Here is a 16,968-nt window from a genome sequence, read left to right on the forward strand (position 1 = left end):
AAAAAAACCCGCCCGAGCGATGCTCGGGCGGGTTTTTTGTTGGGCGGTCGGCGGCTGCCGCCCGACCGCTCAGGCGGTCGTGCCGGCGAACACGTAGTTCGTCATCGCGAGCACGCGCTGGTACGTGCCGAGCGACTGGATGCCGAGCTGGTAGTCGTCGTCCGCCGCGCCGAGTGCCGTGAACACCGGCAGCAGATGCTCGTCGGTCGGATGCATCAGCGCCGCGTGCGGCGCCTGCCGGCGGTAGTCGAGCAGCGCGTCGACGTCGCGCGCGGCCAGCTTCGCCTCGAACCAGTCGGTGAATTCCGCGACGCGCGGGTCCGCATCCTCCGGTGCCGCACCGAAATCGGCGGCGCGCAGGTTGTGCGTGATCTGGCCGGAGCCGATCACCATCACGCCCTCGTCGCGCAGCGGTCGCAGCGCGCGGCCGAGCGCGAAGTGGTGGGCGGCATCCGCGCGCGGCTGGATCGACAGTTGCGCCACCGGCACGTCGGCTTCCGGAAACATCAGCAGCATCGGCACCCACGCGCCGTGGTCGAGGCCGTGCTCGGTCGTCGCGGTCTCGATGCCGGCCGCATTCAGCAGCCCGGCCGCGCGTTCGGCGACGTCGGGCGCGCCGGGCGCCGGGTAGCGGACGTCGTACAGCGCCTGCGGAAAGCCGTAGAAATCGTGGATCGTTTCCGGATGCGCGGCAATGCTGGCGACGGGGCGCTGCGTGCCCCAGTGCGCGGACAGCATCAGCACCGCGCGCGGGCGCGGCAATTCGGCGGCGAGGTGCGTGAACGCGCCGGACGGCAGCGTCGGGTCGATCGGCAGCGTCGGGGCGCCGTGGGACAGGTAGAGCGAAGGCAAGCGGTTCATGGTGGTGGCCTGCAGAGGGATTTGCCTGTGACTATAGGCGCGCACCGGATATTGATAAATCCGCGTTTTGGAATTTGATTGACGCTTGTTTGTTGATAATCCGGGCGGCGCCGTGCGCTTCACGGCAGCTGGACGCTGTATGCACGAAATTGAGTGAATTTCAGTGAAAATCGGCGCAGATGTGCGGCGAACGGATCGTGGGGTGCTCGCTTACTGCGCGTGTCGGATACCGGCCCACGGCGTCGTCAGCGGTGCGCTGAGCGCGAACAGGTCGAGTACGCGTGTGACGGTCTGGTCGACGAGTTCCTCGATCGTCTTCGGCATCGCGTAGAACGCGGGCAGCGGCGGGAAGACGATGCCGCCCATTTCGGTGACGGCCGTCATGTTGCGCAGATGCGCAAGGTTGAACGGCGTTTCGCGCACCATCAGCACGAGGCGGCGGCGTTCCTTCAACGTGACGTCGGCTGCGCGCGTGATCAGGTTGTCGGACAGCCCGTGCGCGACGCTCGCGAGCGTTTTCATCGAGCAGGGCGCGATCACCATGCCGTCGGTCGCGAACGACCCCGATGCGATCGTCGCGCCGACGTCGCGCACCGAATGCACGACGTCCGCACGGCTTTCGACATCCGCCTTCGACAGCTTCAGTTCGTGCTGGATGTTGAGCCAGCCGGCGTTCGAAATCAGCAGGTGCGTTTCGACGCCGCCGGCGGCGCGCAGCAGGTCGAGCAGCCGGACGCCGTAGATCGCGCCGGTGGCGCCGGTGATCGCGACGATCAGCCGGCGTGGCGGCGCGCTGGGAGATGCCATCGAAAGGAGGGGCGTATTACGCGGCGGCGAACAGTTGCTGCAGTTCGCCCGACTGGTACATCTCCATCATGATGTCCGAGCCGCCGATGAATTCGCCCTTCACGTAGAGCTGCGGGATGGTCGGCCAGTTCGAGAATGCCTTGATGCCCTGGCGGATCTCGTCGTCTTCGAGGACGTTGACCGTCTTGAACTGGTCGACGCCGCAGGCTTTCAGCACCTGGACGGCGCGGCCCGAAAAGCCGCACATCGGGAATTGTGCGTTGCCCTTCATGAAGAGCACGACCTGGTTTTCGTCGACGATTTGCTTGATACGTTGTTGGGTGTCCATGACTGACCTTGCGTTAGCGGGGCGTTAGATCGAAATGATAGCGGATTTCAACCGGGCGGGCCGGGCATCAGCCCGGCAGGCGCCCGCCTGTCGTGCGTTCGATGGCGGCCAGATCGGCAAGCGATTCGACCGCGACGAAGCCGTGCGAGGCGAGCACCGCGCGTACGGCCTCGGCCTGGTCGTAGCCATGCTCGATCCAGAGCGTGCCGCCCGGTTTCAGATAAGAGCCGGCGCCCGCGACGATCGTGCGGATCGCGCTGAGGCCGTCGGCATCGTCGGTCAGTGCGCCGCGCGGCTCGAAACGCAGGTCGCCCTGCTCGAGGTGCGGATCGTGCTGCGCGATGTACGGCGGGTTGCTGACGATTGCGTCGAATGCGAGCGCCGGATCGAGCGCGGCGTACCAGTCGCTCTGCAGCCAGTGCAGCGGGCCGCCGGGGCGGCGCGCGTCGAGCAGCTTGCCGGCGTTGCGTTGTGCGACCTCAAGGGCGGCCGGCGAACGGTCGAGCGCCCACATGCGTGCATCGGGACGCTCGGCGGCGATCGATACGGCGATCGCGCCGCTGCCCGTGCCGAGATCGAGCACGGCCGGATGCGGCAGCCCGTCGATCGCATCGAGTGCGGCTTCGACGAGCAGTTCGGTTTCAGGACGCGGGATCAGCACGTCGGGCGTCACGTCGAACGGCCGGCCGAAGAATTCACGCATCCCGACGAGCTGCGCGACCGGCTCGCCGGCCAGGCGGCGCGCCTCGAGCGCGCGGTAGCGTTCGACCGCGGTCGCGTCGAGCGGCGCGTCGCCGCGCGTGATCAACTGCGTGCGGGTCCAGCCGAGCGCGTGCGCGAGCAACACGCGCGCATCGACCGCGTCGAGCGGCGACGCGCGCAGCAGTTCGTCGGCGGTGGTGTCGGGCATCGCGGCCTCAGTCGGCATCGCCGAGCGACGCGAGCAGTTCGGCCTGGTGTTCGCTGACCAGCGCGCTGATCAGTTCGTCGAGGTCGCCGTCCATGAGTGCTTCGAGCCGGTACAACGTCAGGTTGATCCGGTGGTCGGTCATCCGGCCCTGCGGGAAGTTGTACGTGCGGATCCGCTCCGAGCGGTCGCCGGAGCCGATCAGGCTCTTGCGCGTCGCGGCTTCCTTCGCGTGCTGCTCGTGATACTGCTTGTCCTTGATGCGCGCGGCGAGCACCTTCAGCGCGCGATCCTTGTTCTTGTGCTGCGAACGGTCGTCCTGGCACTCGACGACGATCCCGGTTGGAATGTGCGTGACGCGCACCGCCGAATCGGTCTTGTTGATGTGCTGGCCGCCCGCGCCGGATGCGCGGAACGTGTCGATCCGCAGGTCGGCCGGATTGATCTCGACCTCGCCGATTTCGTCGGCTTCCGGCATCACCGCGACCGTGCACGCGGACGTGTGGATGCGCCCCTGCGTTTCGGTGGCCGGCACGCGCTGCACGCGATGGCCGCCCGATTCGAACTTCAGGCGCGAATACGCGCCCTGGCCCGCGATCCGCACGATCACTTCCTTGTAGCCGCCGAGATCCGACGCGCTCTCCGACATCATTTCGACCTGCCAGCGCTGGCGTTCCGCGAAGCGCAGGTACATGCGCAGCAGGTCGCCGGCGAACAGCGCCGATTCGTCGCCGCCCGTGCCCGCACGGATTTCGAGGAAGATGTTGCGGTCGTCGTTCGGATCCTTCGGCAACAGCACCTTCTGCAGCTCGGTCTCGAGGCGGGTCATGCGCTCGCGTGCGCTGCGGATTTCGTCTTCCGCGAAGTCGCGCATCGACAGATCGCCGAGCAGTTCCTGTGCCGCCGTCTCGTCGCTGCGCGACTGGCGCCACAGCGCGTACTGTTCGACCACCGGGCCGAGTTCCGCATGTTCACGCGTGAGCTTGCGGTACTGGTCGAGGTCGGCCGTGACGTTTTCGCGGCTCAACAGGTCGTTCAGTTCGGCCAGCCGTGTGGACAGCTGGTCGAGCTTGCGTTGCATGCTCGTCTTCATGGTGTGGAGCGGCGCTCCCGGGCAAGGGGTATTCGGAAAGGATAGGCCGGCGCGCGGCCGGCGGCAGGGCGATCGGCCGGCGCTAGTGGCCGGACTGGTCGTTCGAGCGCGGGGCGTGCTGGTAGAAGCCGCGCATCAGGTCGATCAGCGAATCGCGATCGGCGCCGTTCACGCGGTTGAGCGCGCTCGTCGGGCCGTGGATCAGCTTGTTGGTCAGCGCTTGCGACAGCGCTTCGAGCACGGCGGCCGGATCGTCGCCGCGCGCGAGCAGCTTCTGCGCCTTGTCGACTTCGGCCCGGCGCAGTGCGTCGGCCTGCGTATGCATGTGACGGATCACCGGCACGACGCTGCGCGTGTCGAGCCATTGCATGAAATTCTGCACGCGCGTTTCGATGATCGTTTCGGCCTGCGCGACCGCAGCCTGGCGCGAGGCATTGCCTTCGCGCACGATCGCGCCGAGATCGTCGACGGTGTAGAGGAACACGTCCTTCAGCTTGCCGACTTCGGGCTCGATGTCGCGCGGCACCGCGAGGTCGACCATGAAGATCGGCCGGTGGCGGCGTGCCTTCACTGCGCGCTCGACTGCGCCGAGGCCGATGATCGGCAGCGTCGACGCCGTGCACGACACGATGATGTCGAATTCGTGCATGCGGGTCGGCAGGTCGGCGAGCGGCATCGCACGGCCGTTGAAGCGTTCGGCGAGCCGCTGGCCGCGTTCGGCCGTGCGGTTCGCGACGACGAGTTCGCGCGGGCCTTGCGCGGCGAAGTGCGTCGCGCACAGCTCGATCATTTCGCCGGCGCCGATGAACAGCACGCGCTGATCCGACACCTTTTCGAAGATCCGTTGCGCGAGGCGCACCGCGGCGGCGGCCATCGACACCGACTGCGTGCCGATTTCGGTCGTGCCGCGCACTTCCTTCGCTACCGCGAACGTGCGCTGGAACAGCTGGTTCAGATAGGTGCCGAGTGCGCCGGCTTCCGTCGCGGTGCGGACGGCGTCCTTCATCTGGCCCAGAATCTGCGTTTCGCCCAGCACCATCGAATCGAGGCCGGATGCGACGCGAAACGCGTGCCGGACCGCTTCCGACTGCGGCAGCGCATAGACGTGCGGCGCGAGTTCGTCGACCGGGATCCGGTGATACTCCGACAGCCAGCGGATCGCGCCTTCGCGTGCCGCGCGATCGTCGGTCGCGCAATACAGTTCGGTGCGGTTGCAGGTGGAGAGGATCGCCGCTTCGGGCGTATTGGGCGCCTGGGGGCCGAGAAACACGTTCTTGAACGTGACGAGAGCCGGCTTGATCTGCTCGAGCGGAAACGCCACGCGTTCGCGCAAGGCGACAGGCGCAGTGTGGTGATTGATTCCGATCGTGAGGAGTTGCATATCGAGGGCTATCGTTTAGCCCCATATTATAGCGTTTCAGCGATTTCCTCACTCGTCGCATACCGGGCATCAGCGTGGCGGGGCCGGGAATTTGGGGGCTCGATCGGCACGCGGTCGAGCTGATAGCCGTAGCCGTAGAGCGGCAGCAGCCGGTAGCCGCGCTCCGGAAGCAGCCGTAGTTTGCTGCGCAGCCGGGACGCATGGGTATCGAGCGTGCGCGACTTCATGTCGCGGCGGCGCGCCCACACCGTTTCGAGGATATGGGCGCGCGACACCGGCCGCGACAGGTTCGTGAACAGCAACTGCGCGAACCGGAACTCCTTCGGCGTGAGTGAAACGATTGCGTCGTCGAAGCGAACGAGGCAGTGGGTGGCGTCGAAAGCGTATTCGCCATACATTTCGCGCGAGCGGTTGGGTGGCCGGCGGACGCCGGCGCGCCGGCTCAGCGCGTTGACGCGCGCGAGCAGCTCGGGCCCGCTCACGGGGCGTACGAGGCAATCGTCGGCGCCCGCGTGCAGGCACGATACGATTTCGCTCTCGCGCGGCAGCAGCATCACGGCGATGGCCGGCAGCCCCGGCAGGACCGTCTGCGCACGCGGGATGACTTCCTCGGCCGGCTGGTCGCCGGCCCAGTGGCCGGTGATCAGCATGTCGCACGTGTTGTCGGTGGCGAGCCACTCGAACAACGCCGCGCTGGACGGAAACGCATGGCACACGTGACCGCCCGCAAAGAGCAGGCGGTTCAGGAGCGCGGCATGGCGCGCGTCCGGATCGATCAGAGCGATTCGCATGAGAATTTCTTCAATACGGCAGCCGGCGCGCGCTTGCCATAACGTCGAGTCGGCCCCTACACTCGAATGTTGGCGGCACCCGGCTGGTCTCGGGTTCGATGGATGAATCGATGCTAGCCGCTGGCAACGTTCACGCCTATGGGACGAATCTGAATTTATAGAAGGCGTCGAATGAACTGGTTTGGAATCCTTGTCCTGGGAGCGGCCGTCGGGCTGTTCGGCCGATGGCTGCATCCGATGCGGCGCACGGGCCGGCCGGCGTGGTGGATCGCGGTGCTCGCCGGCATCGTCGGCGCGGGCGCGGCCCGCATGGCCGGCAATCTCTCGGGACTGTTTTACGATGGCGAGACGCTCGAATGGCCGGTCTGCACCGGTGTCGCGTTCCTCGTCGTAGCCGTGACGGTTACGCTGTCGGCCCGTCGCTGAATGTTCTCAGGTGAAATCATGAATGCCCGTCTTCCCGAAGTCTCGCCGGTGCCGGCCCGCCTCGCGCTGCTGCGTGGCGCCATGGCCCGCGAGGACCTGGCCGCCTATCTCGTGCCGTCCGCCGATCCCCATCTGTCCGAGTATCTGCCGGAGCGCTGGCAGGCCCGTCGCTGGCTGTCCGGCTTCACGGGCTCGGTCGGCACGCTGGTGGTGACCGCGGATTTCGCGGGGTTGTGGGTCGACAGCCGCTACTGGGTACAGGCCGATGCCGAACTGGCCGGCACGGGCGTGCAACTGATGAAGATGACGGGCGGGCAGCAGAGCGCGCCGCACGTCGACTGGCTTGCGCAGAACGTGGCGGCAGGGGCGACGGTCGGCGTCGACGGCGCCGTGCTGGGTGTCGCGGCCGCACGCGGGCTGACGGGTGCGTTGAACGCACGCGGCATTGCGCTGCGCACCGATCTCGACCTGCTCGACGCGATCTGGCCCGAGCGGCCGGGGCTGCCCGGCGACGCGGTGTTCGAGCACGCGGCGCCGCAGGCCGATACGACGCGCGCGAGCAAGCTGGCCGAAGTGCGCCGCGCGATGGGCGCGCAGGGTGCGCAATGGCATTTCGTGTCGACGCTCGACGATCTCGCATGGCTGTTCAACCTGCGCGGCGCCGACGTCAACTTCAATCCCGTATTCGTTGCGCACGCAATGATCGGCGCCGATCGCGCGACGTTGTTCGTCGCCGACGGCAAGGTGTCGCCGGCGCTGGCCGCGTCGCTCGCGAAGGATGGTGTCGACGTGCGCGCCTACGACGCCGCGCGCGCCGCGCTCGCGTCGCTGCCGGACGGCGCGACGCTGCTGATCGACCCGCGCCGCGTGACGTTCGGCACGCTCCAGGCCGTGCCGGCCGGCGTGAAGCTCGTCGAGGCCGTGAATCCGTCGACGTTCGCGAAGTCGCGCAAGACGTCCGCCGAGATCGAGCACGTGCGCGTGACGATGGAACACGACGGCGCCGCGCTCGCGGAATTCTTCACGTGGTTCGAGCAGGCGGTGAACCGCGAGACGATCACCGAGCTGACGATCGAGGAAAAGCTCACGGCCGCCCGCGCCCGGCGCCCCGGCTATGTGTCGGCGAGCTTTGCGACGATTGCGGGCTTCAACGCGAACGGCGCGATGCCGCACTACCACGCGACGCCGGCGTCGCACGCGACGATCGCCGGCGACGGCCTGCTGCTGATCGATTCGGGCGGCCAGTACGTGACGGGCACGACCGACATCACGCGTGTCGTGCCGGTCGGCACCGTCAGCGACCTGCAGCGGCGCGATTTCACGATCGTGCTGAAGTCGATGATGGCGCTGTCGCGCGCACGCTTCCCGCGCGGCATCCGCTCGCCGATGCTCGACGCGATCGCGCGCGCACCGATGTGGGCGGCCGGGCTCGACTACGGCCACGGCACGGGGCATGGCGTCGGCTACTTCCTGAACGTGCACGAAGGCCCGCAGGTGATCTCGCACTACGCGCCGGCCGAGCCGCACACGGCGATGGAAGAGGGCATGATCACGTCGATCGAGCCGGGCGTGTATCGACCCGGCCAGTGGGGCATCCGGATCGAGAACCTGGTCGTGAACCGCGCGGCCGGGCAGACGGAATTCGGCGATTTCCTCGCATTCGAGACGCTGACGCTGTGCCCGATCGACACGCGCTGCGTGCTGATCGAGATGCTGCACGACGACGAGCGCGCATGGCTGAACACGTATCACGCGACGGTGCGCGAGCGTGTCGGCCGGCACCTGAGCGGCGATGCGAAGGCGTGGCTCGACGCGCGCACGCAGCCGATCTGACACGACACGCGATAACGGCCGGACAACGGCCGAACGACACAACCGAGGGCAGGCAATGGCGGACACCGCAGTGATCGTGGTCGACATGCAGCGCGGGCTGGTGGAGCGGGCGCGGCCCGCTTACCGGCTCGACGATGTGGTATCGGGCATCAACCGGCTGACGGCGGCGGCGCGTGCGGCGAACGCGCCCGTGTGCTTCGTGCAGCACGACGGCGATGCGGACGACGACATCGTGCCCGGCACGCCGGGTTGGGAGCTGCATGCGGGGCTGGTTGTCGGGAACGACGACTGGCGTGTGCGCAAGCAGGTGAGCGATTCGTTTCACGACACGCCGCTCGCGGCGCAACTCGACCGCCACGGCATCCGTTCGGTGCTGATCTGCGGTTATGCGACCGAGTTCTGCGTCGATTCGGCCGCGCGCCGCGCGGCGCTGCTCGGCTACCGGACGACGGTCGTGTCCGATCTGCACACGACGAACGAGCGCACGCACCTGTCGGCCGCGCAGATCGTCGCGCACCATCACTTCGTATGGCAAAGCAATTCGCTGTCGGGTAACCCGGTGACGCCGCGTCCGCTCGCGGACGTCCTTTCGACGGAGTTCGCATGACGATCAAGGCCGTGGTGTTCGATTTCGGCGGCGTGCTGATCGACTGGAGCCCCGAGTACCTTTACCGGGAGTTGATTCCCGACGACGCGGAGCGTCGCTGGTTTCTCACGCATGTGTGCGCGATGGACTGGGTGATCCGCCAGGACGGCGGGCAGACGATCGAGGAAGGCACGGCCGAGCTCGTCGCGAAGTTTCCGGAGCACGAGGCGCTGATCCGCGCGTTCTACGCGCGCTGGCACGAAATGATCGGCGGCGTGCTCGAAGAGGGCGCCGCGCTCGTCGATCGACTTGAAGCGCAGGGGATGCCGCTGTTCGGCCTGACGAACTGGTCCGCGCAGACGTTTCCGTATGCGTGGGACAACTTCCCGGTGCTGCGGCGTTTCAAGGAGATCGTCGTGTCGGGGCGTGTGCAGCTCGTGAAGCCCGATCCGGCGATCTACCGCGAGATGCATGCGCGGATCGAACCGCACCTGCCGGGCATCGCGTCGCACGAACTCGTATTCATCGACGACAACGCGAAGAACGCCGCGGCCGCGACGGCGCTCGGCTGGCACGGCATTCATCACACGAGTGCGGCGACGACCGAGGCGCGGCTGCGCGAACTGGGCGCGCTCGCGTAAGCGGCGGGCGAGCAGCCCGCCATCGGATAAAAAAAGCGGGCCAGCGGCCCGCTTTTTTGTTGTCACGCTTCCTGAAGCGGCTCCCCCTCGGCGACCGGCCCCGCGTTGCCGCGGCGCCGGGCACCCGGGCCGTGCCGGTCAGCGGCTGATCGGCTTGTAGCGCAGGCGCTTCGGCTTCGCGGCTTCCTCGCCGAGGCGTGCACGCTTGTCGGCTTCGTACTCCTGGTAGTTGCCGTCGAAGAACGTGACCTGCGAATCGCCTTCGAACGCGAGGATGTGCGTCGCGATCCGGTCGAGGAACCAGCGATCGTGCGAGATCACCATCACCGAGCCCGCGAATTCGAGCAGCGCGTCTTCCAGCGCGCGCAGCGTTTCGACGTCGAGGTCGTTCGACGGTTCGTCCAGCAGCAGCACGTTGCCGCCCGAGATCAGCGTCTTTGCGAGGTGCAGGCGGCCGCGTTCACCGCCGGACAGGTTGCCGACGATCTTCTGCTGGTCGCCGCCCTTGAAGTTGAAGCGGCCGATGTACGCACGCGACGGCGTTTCGTACTTGCCCACCGTCAGCACGTCGGCGCCGCCCGAGATTTCCTCGAACACCGTCTTCGTGCCGTCGAGCGCGTCGCGGCTCTGGTCGACGTACGCGAGCTTCACGGTCGGCCCCATCACGACTTCGCCCGAATCCGGCTGTTCCTTGCCGGTCAGCATCTTGAACAGCGTCGACTTGCCGGCGCCGTTCGGGCCGATGATGCCGACGATCGCGCCGGCCGGGATCTTGAAGCTCAGATTGTCGATCAGCAGACGGTCGCCGAACGACTTGCTGACGTTCTTGAACTCGATCACTTCATTGCCGAGGCGTTCGCCGGCCGGAATGAAGATTTCCTGCGTTTCGTTGCGCTTCTGGTATTCCTGGCTGCTCAGCTCCTCGAAGCGCGCGATACGCGCCTTCGACTTCGCCTGGCGGCCCTTCGGGTTCTGGCGCACCCACTCCAGTTCCTTCTTGATCGCCTTCTGGCGCGCCGATTCCGACGCTTCTTCCTGCTTCAGGCGCTCTTCCTTCTGGTCGAGCCAGCTGCTGTAGTTGCCCTTCCACGGAATGCCGTGGCCGCGGTCGAGTTCGAGAATCCACTCGGCCGCGTTGTCGAGGAAGTAGCGATCGTGGGTGACCGCGACGACGGTGCCCGGGAAGCGCACCAGGAACTGCTCGAGCCAGTCGACCGATTCCGCGTCGAGGTGGTTGGTCGGCTCGTCGAGCAGCAGCATGTCGGGTTTTTCGAGCAGCAGCTTGCACAGCGCGACGCGGCGCTTTTCACCGCCCGACAGATGTTCGATCTTGGCGTCCCACGACGGCAGGCGCAGTGCGTCGGCGGCCACTTCGAGCTGCTGCTCGGGGCTGCCGCCGTCGCTCGACGCGAGGATCGCTTCGTACTTCGCCTGCTCGGCTGCGAGCGCGTCGAAGTCGGCGTCCGGCTCTGCGTACGCCGCGTAGATTTCCTCGAGTTTCTTGTTGGCCTGGAACAGGTCGCCGAGGCCTTCCTCGACGGCTTCGCGCACCGTCTTCGTCGGGTCGAGCTGCGGCTCCTGCGGCAGGTAGCCGATGTTCAGGTTCGGCATCGGCGTGGCTTCGCCTTCGATGTCCTTGTCGACGCCCGCCATGATGCGGATCAGCGTCGACTTGCCCGAGCCGTTCAGGCCGAGCACGCCGATCTTCGCGCCGGGAAAGAACGACAGCGAGATGTCCTTCAGGATCTGGCGCTTGGGCGGCACGATCTTGCCGACCCGGTTCATCGTGAAAACGTATTGGGCCATTTCGGTGTGAAAGTCAGAAGTGGTTGAGACTGCCGCGCAGCGCGTGGGCGTGGCGGCGTCGGGTGATTCGGTACGGAGCGTGCCGCGCGAGGCGCGGCGGCGTCGCCGCGTGTGGGCGGCGCGAGCGGCTATTGTACTTCGCCGCCGAGTGTCGCTGACAGCGGCGGAGTGCTGCAGCGGTCCGGATTGGCCATTCGGCCGAGGCTACAGCCACGCGGCGACGCCGCCGTGCCCCGAGCACGTGCCGCGGCGGTGACGGCTGAAGCTGTACGTGCCGTCGCGGCAGCGCGCGCTCGCACCGTCGGGCACGCGGCCCGACTTCGAATGCGCGGGGGCGTGCACGGTTTCGCCGTCGCGGTTGCGATACGTGTCGTGGCGGTCGAGATCGGCTTCGTTGCTGTAGCCGGTCGGTGCGCGATACGCGTGTGCCGGAAGGGGCAGCGCGGCGCACGCGACGAAAAATGCGGCGGACAGCGTCGCGACGCGTGTCGCGCGGCGGAGCAGGGCGGGCATGGTCTCTCTCGGTCTATTGTTATCGGTGCCGGGCCGCATGTTAGCCGATCGGCAGAGGAAGCGCGCCGTGACGCAGGGCGCTACGCCGCGCCGGACATCGATGCCGCACCGTCGGCCAGTGCGGCGTCGAGGATCCATCGGCGAAAGGCGGCAACCTTTGGCCGTTCCGCGTGATGCGGCGGATAGACGAGGTAGTACGCGAAATCGTCGAGCCACGCGACGTCGGCGAGCTGCACGAGCCGGCCGCTTGCCAGCTCGCCGCGCACCATCGCGGCCGGCAGCAGCCCGGCGCCCTGGCCGGCGACGATCGCCTGCAGCAACAGGCCCGAGTCGTCGAACGCGGGGCCGCGCGGCGGGCCAAAATCGTCGATCCGCTGCGCGCCGAACCAGATGTGCCAGCCCTTGCGCTCGGCGTCGTGCAACTGCGGCCAGCCGACGAGCTCGGCCGGCGTCGCCGGCATGCCGAGCCGCGCGACGAGTTCGGGCGATGCGAGCGCGACGATCTCCACCGTCAGCAGGCGCTCGCTGCACAGCCCGATGTAGCGCCCGAGGCCATGACGGATCGCGACGTCGACGCCGTCGCGCGAGAAGTCCGCCAGTGCATGGCTCGTGACGACCTGCAGGTCGACGTCCGGGCAAGCCTCCCGGAACTGCGCGAGGCGCGGGACGAGCCACGCGGATGCGAAGAACGGCGTGACGCTCACCGTTAGCACGCCGCTGTCGGCCGCACCCGACACGCGCTGCGACGCATCGGCGATCTGCCGGAACGCGTTGCGCACCGGCGGCAGGTAGTCGCGGCCGGCGGCCGTGAGCAGGATGCCGCGGTTGACGCGCTCGAACAGCTGTACGCCGAGATGCGTCTCGAGCGTGCGGATCATCTGGCTTACCGCGCCGGGCGTGACCGACAGCTCCTCGGCGGCCGCCTTCACCGACAGGTGGCGGGCGGCCGCTTCGAATGCGCGCAGCGGGTTGAGAGGCGGCAAGCGGGAACGGTTCATTCAGTTTTTCTAAATCGAAAGTCCGACGAAATATCGTTTGAGACGATGCATATGCGCGAGTACCGTTGACGCATCGGATCGCATGCTGCGCGACTGCCTGTCGGCAGCCGATGCGATCAACATAGTTCAACTATATCCAAGAGGCAATCCGGACGCCGACCGGCGGCCGGGGAACCTGAGAGGAGCATCGTCATGAACCGCCCGGGCGCATCGCGCGTTTTCTACGGCTGGTACGTGGTGGCGGCCGCGTTTGCCGTCACGTTCGTCGGTTTCGGCAGCGCATACACGTTCAGCGCCTTCGTCGAGTCGCTGCAGCGGGATTTTGCCGCGTCGCGCGGGCAGATCTCGCTCGTGTTTTCGCTCGCCGGCTTCCTGTATTTCGGTTTCGGCATCGTCAGCGGGCCGCTGGCCGACCGCTTCGGCTCGCGGCGGCTCGCCGTCGCCGGGATGTTGCTGACGGGCATCGGGCTCGCGGCTGCCGGCGCCGCGCATACGCTGGTGCAGGTCTACGTCGCGTACGGGCTCGGTGTCGGTCTCGGCGTCGGCTGCGCGTACGTGCCGGCTGTCGGCGCCGTGCAGCGATGGTTCGTGCGCCGGCGCGGCTTCGCGTCGGGGCTCGCGGTCGCCGGGATCGGCGTCGGCACGCTGGTGATGCCGCCGCTCGCGTCCGCGCTGATCGCGCACGTCGGCTGGCGCGGCGCGTATTTCACGCTGGCCGTGATCGCGGTCGTGATCGGCGCGGGGATGGCGTTGCTGATCGAAAACGATCCGCGCGGGCGGGGGCTGCTGCCGGACGGAGAGGCGGCGCATGAGCCCGTCGAGGGCGGCGGCGCGAAGGCCACCGCGCGCGATGCGGGGCCTTCGGTGTCCGGTGCGGCCGCTAGTCGCAAGCCGGCTGCCGGCGCGACGGTGCGCGAAGCCGTCACGTCGCGCTCGTTCGCGAGCCTCTACGCGGCATGCCTCATCTGCTCGTTCGGCGTGTTCGTCCCGTTCGTTCATCTCGTGCCGTACGCGCTCGATCATGGCGTCTCGTCATCGACGGCCGTGCTGCTGCTCGGCGCGATCGGCGTCGGCAGCACGGCCGGCCGCTTCTTCCTCGGCGGTCTCGCCGACCGCTTCGGCCGCCGCACCTCGCTGCTCGCGATGTTCGCGGGCATGGCCGTCGCGCTCGTCGCATGGGCCGGCGCCGGCACCGTCGCCACGCTTGCCGCGTTCGCACTGGGGTTCGGCGTGTTCTACGGCGGCTGGGTCGCGGTGCTGCCGGCGGTGGTGATGGACTATTTCGGCGGCCGCAACGTGAGCGGGATCATCGGCGTGCTCTATACCAGCGTCGCATTCGGCACGCTGATCGGGCCGACCGCGGCCGGCTTCATCTACGACGCGGGAGGCGGCTATCTCGTGCCGATCCTGGCCAGTGCCGCCGCGAATGCGATCGCGTTCGCGATCGTCGCGACGACGGGGGGCGCGTCGACGGCCGCACATGCGGCGCGCGGATAAGCGCACTTCCCACGGCACGGCTTCGCGAATTCCGGTACGGTGGCCGGATCGTGAACCGAAGGCATCCAGCCGGGAGGCCCCGTGACATTCGACGAAGTTCGGCAGATCGCACTGGCTTGGCGCGGCGTCGAGGAAGGCACGTCATACGGCACGCCCGCACTCAAGGTGAAGGGCAAGATGCTCGCGCGGCTGCGCGAGGACGGCGACACGCTCGTCGTAAAAGGCGTCGGCCCCGACGAGCGCGCGTGGCTGATCGAATCGGAACCCGACGTGTATTACGTGACGGATCACTACGTCGGCTGGCCGATCGTGCTGGTGCGACTGTCGGCGGCCCATCCGGACGCCGTGAAAAACCTGCTTCTGCGAGAATGGCAGGCCGTCGTCCCCGCCAAATGGCGTGACGAGATGGCGAACGGCACGCACTGACGCGCCGCCGGTTGCGACTGGCTGACCCGGTGTCGCCAGGTGCTTTCGGCGCTCGCGAGTCGCCACGGACGGTACAAGCGTTGCATCGATCGATGTCGATGCAACAAGTGGTTCCATCGAAATTCTTCAATTGGTTCTTAGTGAAGAACCGTTTGGTGCTTACACTCCTTCGCTTCGAAGGCAGCTGACGAAAGCCGACGGAAAGGGCGCACGCGATGCGCCGGCGCCCCGTGTGCCGCATCGCACCCGCAGCTTCGCAGACTGCGTCGCGACCCGTTCCGGAACGGCCCCCGATCCGGCTGCGCGCCTGCACCCATGCAGGCGCCGCATCCGGCCCGGCTCAAGAACGACAATCCCCCGTTGCTGCCTTCACGCGATACCCGGCCATACCGGAACCGTTTTTTGGAGAGAGACAGATGAGTGGAAGCAACACAGGCCTTGGTACGGGCCTGAAGCAGCGGCACGTGACGATGATGTCGATTGCCGGCGTGATCGGCGCGGGCCTGTTCGTCGGCTCCGGCCACGCCATCGCGGAAGCCGGCCCGGCGTCGATCCTTGCGTATGCGATCGCAGGGGTGCTGGTCGTGCTCGTGATGCGCATGCTCGGCGAGATGGCAGTCGCCCATCCGGACAGCGGTTCGTTCTCCACCTATGCCGATCGCGCGATCGGCCACTGGGCCGGTTTCTCGATCGGCTGGCTGTACTGGTGGTTCTGGGTGCTCGTGATCCCGATCGAGGCGACTGCCGCCGCGACCATCCTCAATGCATGGTTTCCTGGCGTTGCAACCTGGGTCTTCGCGCTCGGCATCACGCTGGTGCTGACGGTGACCAACCTCTTCTCGGTCAAGAACTACGGCGAATTCGAATTCTGGTTCGCGCTGATCAAGGTTGTCGCGATCGTCGTGTTCCTGTGCATCGGCGGTGCGGCGATCGTCGGCATCATCCCGGCGCCGGCCGTATCGGGCGTGTCGAACCTGTTCGTGCATGACGGCTTCATGCCGCACGGCGCTGGCGCCGTGCTCGCGGCGATGCTGACGACGATGTTCTCGTTCCTCGGCACCGAGATCGTGACGATCGCGGCCGCCGAATCGGACAACCCGCAACGCCAGATCGTGCGTGCGACGAATTCGGTGATCTGGCGTATCACGCTGTTCTATCTCGGCTCGATTCTCGTCGTCGCGGCCATCGTGCCGTGGAACGACCCGCTGCTGCCGAAGCACGGCTCGTATCAGCGCGCGATGGAGCTGATCGGCGTCCCGAACGCGAAGGCGATCATCGACGTGATCGTGCTGGTGTCGGTCGCGAGCTGCCTGAACTCGGCGCTGTACACCGCGTCGCGAATGCTGTTCTCGCTGTCCAAGCGCAAGGATGCGCCCGCGTTCCTCCACCGCACCGATTCGACCGGCACGCCGCGCGCGGCCGTGCTCGCGTCGACCGCGTTCGGTTTCGTGACCGTGATCGCGAACTACCTGATGCCGGAGCAGGTGTTCGGCTTCCTGCTGGCGACGTCGGGCGCGATCGCGCTGCTCGTGTATCTCGTGATCGCGATCTCGCAGCTGCGGATGCGCAAGACGCTCGAATCGACCGGCGCGGACCTGACGCTGCGGATGTGGTTGTTCCCGTGGCTCACGTGGGCGGTGATCCTGTTCATCTGCGGCACGCTGACCGTGATGCTCGTGAGCGAGGATCACCGGATGGAAGTGGGGGCGACGGCTGTACTCGCGTTGATCGTGTTGTTGGCGTCGTGGCTGAACAAGCGTGGTCGCGACGCGCAGGCGAGCGAAGGGCGGCGCGTGTCGGCGACGTGATGGCGTGAAGTGTGGCGGGCGGAAAGCCCGCGTCACGAAAAATGGCCCGATCGGCGTTTGCCGGTCGGGCCATTTGCTTTTGGCATTATCCAATGCGGCGGAAAATGTGGACCGCGATCTTGTGTGAGGGGGCAAGAAGCAAGACGAAACTAGCGCGTAATAATCGAACTCGTCTGATTTCATCAACACAGACATGCTCGTACATTGATTGCTTCGATTACCGAGGTGAATCGATGGGCAAATCAATTTGGCCTCCTTTGTTGATG

At 67.1% G+C, this 16,968-nt stretch carries 17 protein-coding genes; 7 read left to right on the forward strand and 10 right to left on the reverse strand.

All coding sequences use genetic code 11. The features are described from left to right. Positions 1 to 69: 69 nt before the first annotated feature. The 7 genes from CFB45_RS02315 to CFB45_RS02345 form a co-directional block, all read right to left on the reverse strand. Entirely contained in the window at positions 70 to 861 is a 792-nt protein-coding gene (locus CFB45_RS02315) for a DODA-type extradiol aromatic ring-opening family dioxygenase (protein ID WP_089424378.1), read from the reverse strand. A gap of 210 nt (positions 862 to 1,071) precedes the next feature. Further along, positions 1,072 to 1,668 carry a UbiX family flavin prenyltransferase gene (locus tag CFB45_RS02320; protein WP_048251007.1) on the reverse strand — a complete coding sequence of 199 codons (597 nt, stop codon included), beginning with the start codon at positions 1,666 to 1,668 and terminating at the stop codon, positions 1,072 to 1,074. 16 nt (positions 1,669 to 1,684) lie between these two features. Further along, entirely contained in the window at positions 1,685 to 1,996 is a 312-nt protein-coding gene (gene grxD / locus CFB45_RS02325; protein ID WP_006477066.1) for a Grx4 family monothiol glutaredoxin, read from the reverse strand. A gap of 67 nt (positions 1,997 to 2,063) precedes the next feature. Beyond that, positions 2,064 to 2,906 carry a peptide chain release factor N(5)-glutamine methyltransferase gene (prmC, locus tag CFB45_RS02330; protein WP_089424409.1) on the reverse strand — a complete coding sequence of 281 codons (843 nt, stop codon included), beginning with the start codon at positions 2,904 to 2,906 and terminating at the stop codon, positions 2,064 to 2,066. Positions 2,907 to 2,913: 7 nt separating this feature from the next. After that, positions 2,914 to 3,996 (reverse strand): peptide chain release factor 1, encoded by a 1,083-nt coding sequence (gene prfA / locus CFB45_RS02335; RefSeq protein ID WP_089424379.1) that lies wholly within the window; start codon positions 3,994 to 3,996, stop codon positions 2,914 to 2,916. A gap of 82 nt (positions 3,997 to 4,078) precedes the next feature. Beyond that, on the reverse strand, positions 4,079 to 5,377 hold the full coding sequence (hemA, locus tag CFB45_RS02340; RefSeq protein WP_089424380.1) for a glutamyl-tRNA reductase: 1,299 nt from the start codon (positions 5,375 to 5,377) through the stop codon (positions 4,079 to 4,081). Positions 5,378 to 5,403: 26 nt separating this feature from the next. Next, the gene (locus CFB45_RS02345; RefSeq protein WP_089424381.1) at positions 5,404 to 6,168 is read right to left on the reverse strand and encodes a response regulator transcription factor; all 765 of its coding nucleotides are present in this window, start codon (positions 6,166 to 6,168) and stop codon (positions 5,404 to 5,406) included. A 171-nt stretch (positions 6,169 to 6,339) separates the two neighbouring features. Here CFB45_RS02345 and CFB45_RS02350 point away from each other — a divergent pair, with 171 nt between their 5' ends. The 4 genes from CFB45_RS02350 to CFB45_RS02365 are packed head-to-tail and all read left to right on the forward strand — an operon-like array spanning position 6,340 to position 9,654. Continuing rightward, positions 6,340 to 6,594 (forward strand): hypothetical protein, encoded by a 255-nt coding sequence (locus CFB45_RS02350; RefSeq protein WP_039352130.1) that lies wholly within the window; start codon positions 6,340 to 6,342, stop codon positions 6,592 to 6,594. An 18-nt stretch (positions 6,595 to 6,612) separates the two neighbouring features. Further along, positions 6,613 to 8,427, forward strand: a complete 1,815-nt coding sequence (locus CFB45_RS02355; RefSeq protein ID WP_089424410.1) for an aminopeptidase P family protein — start codon at positions 6,613 to 6,615, stop codon at positions 8,425 to 8,427. A gap of 55 nt (positions 8,428 to 8,482) precedes the next feature. Further along, entirely contained in the window at positions 8,483 to 9,034 is a 552-nt protein-coding gene (locus tag CFB45_RS02360) for a cysteine hydrolase family protein (RefSeq protein WP_089424382.1), read from the forward strand. Further along, positions 9,031 to 9,654, forward strand: a complete 624-nt coding sequence (locus CFB45_RS02365) for an HAD family hydrolase (protein ID WP_089424383.1) — start codon at positions 9,031 to 9,033, stop codon at positions 9,652 to 9,654. Before CFB45_RS02360 ends, CFB45_RS02365 begins: the two co-directional genes overlap by 4 nt. A 138-nt stretch (positions 9,655 to 9,792) precedes the next feature. Here the strand turns inward: CFB45_RS02365 and ettA are convergent, their stop codons facing one another. The 3 genes from ettA to gcvA all read right to left on the reverse strand — a co-directional run bounded on the left by ettA (position 9,793) and on the right by gcvA (position 12,971). Further along, complete coding sequence (gene ettA / locus CFB45_RS02370) at positions 9,793 to 11,460, reverse strand: energy-dependent translational throttle protein EttA (protein ID WP_089424384.1); 1,668 nt, start codon at positions 11,458 to 11,460, stop codon at positions 9,793 to 9,795. Between the two features lie 204 nt (positions 11,461 to 11,664). After that, positions 11,665 to 11,973 carry a DUF3761 domain-containing protein gene (locus CFB45_RS02375; protein WP_089424385.1) on the reverse strand — a complete coding sequence of 103 codons (309 nt, stop codon included), beginning with the start codon at positions 11,971 to 11,973 and terminating at the stop codon, positions 11,665 to 11,667. An 80-nt stretch (positions 11,974 to 12,053) separates the two neighbouring features. Continuing rightward, positions 12,054 to 12,971 carry a transcriptional regulator GcvA gene (gene gcvA, locus CFB45_RS02380; RefSeq protein WP_069247023.1) on the reverse strand — a complete coding sequence of 306 codons (918 nt, stop codon included), beginning with the start codon at positions 12,969 to 12,971 and terminating at the stop codon, positions 12,054 to 12,056. Positions 12,972 to 13,163: 192 nt separating this feature from the next. Here gcvA and CFB45_RS02385 point away from each other — a divergent pair, with 192 nt between their 5' ends. From CFB45_RS02385 to gabP, 3 genes are all read left to right on the forward strand, one after another. Further along, complete coding sequence (locus CFB45_RS02385; RefSeq protein ID WP_089424386.1) at positions 13,164 to 14,468, forward strand: MFS transporter; 1,305 nt, start codon at positions 13,164 to 13,166, stop codon at positions 14,466 to 14,468. An 81-nt stretch (positions 14,469 to 14,549) separates the two neighbouring features. Next, complete coding sequence (locus CFB45_RS02390; RefSeq protein ID WP_089424387.1) at positions 14,550 to 14,894, forward strand: MmcQ/YjbR family DNA-binding protein; 345 nt, start codon at positions 14,550 to 14,552, stop codon at positions 14,892 to 14,894. Between the two features lie 416 nt (positions 14,895 to 15,310). Beyond that, on the forward strand, positions 15,311 to 16,702 hold the full coding sequence (gene gabP, locus CFB45_RS02395; RefSeq protein ID WP_046544846.1) for a GABA permease: 1,392 nt from the start codon (positions 15,311 to 15,313) through the stop codon (positions 16,700 to 16,702). Positions 16,703 to 16,968: the final 266 nt, after the last annotated feature.

The organism is Burkholderia sp. HI2500 (assembly GCF_002223055.1).
In the GTDB taxonomy this organism is placed as follows: domain Bacteria; phylum Pseudomonadota; class Gammaproteobacteria; order Burkholderiales; family Burkholderiaceae; genus Burkholderia.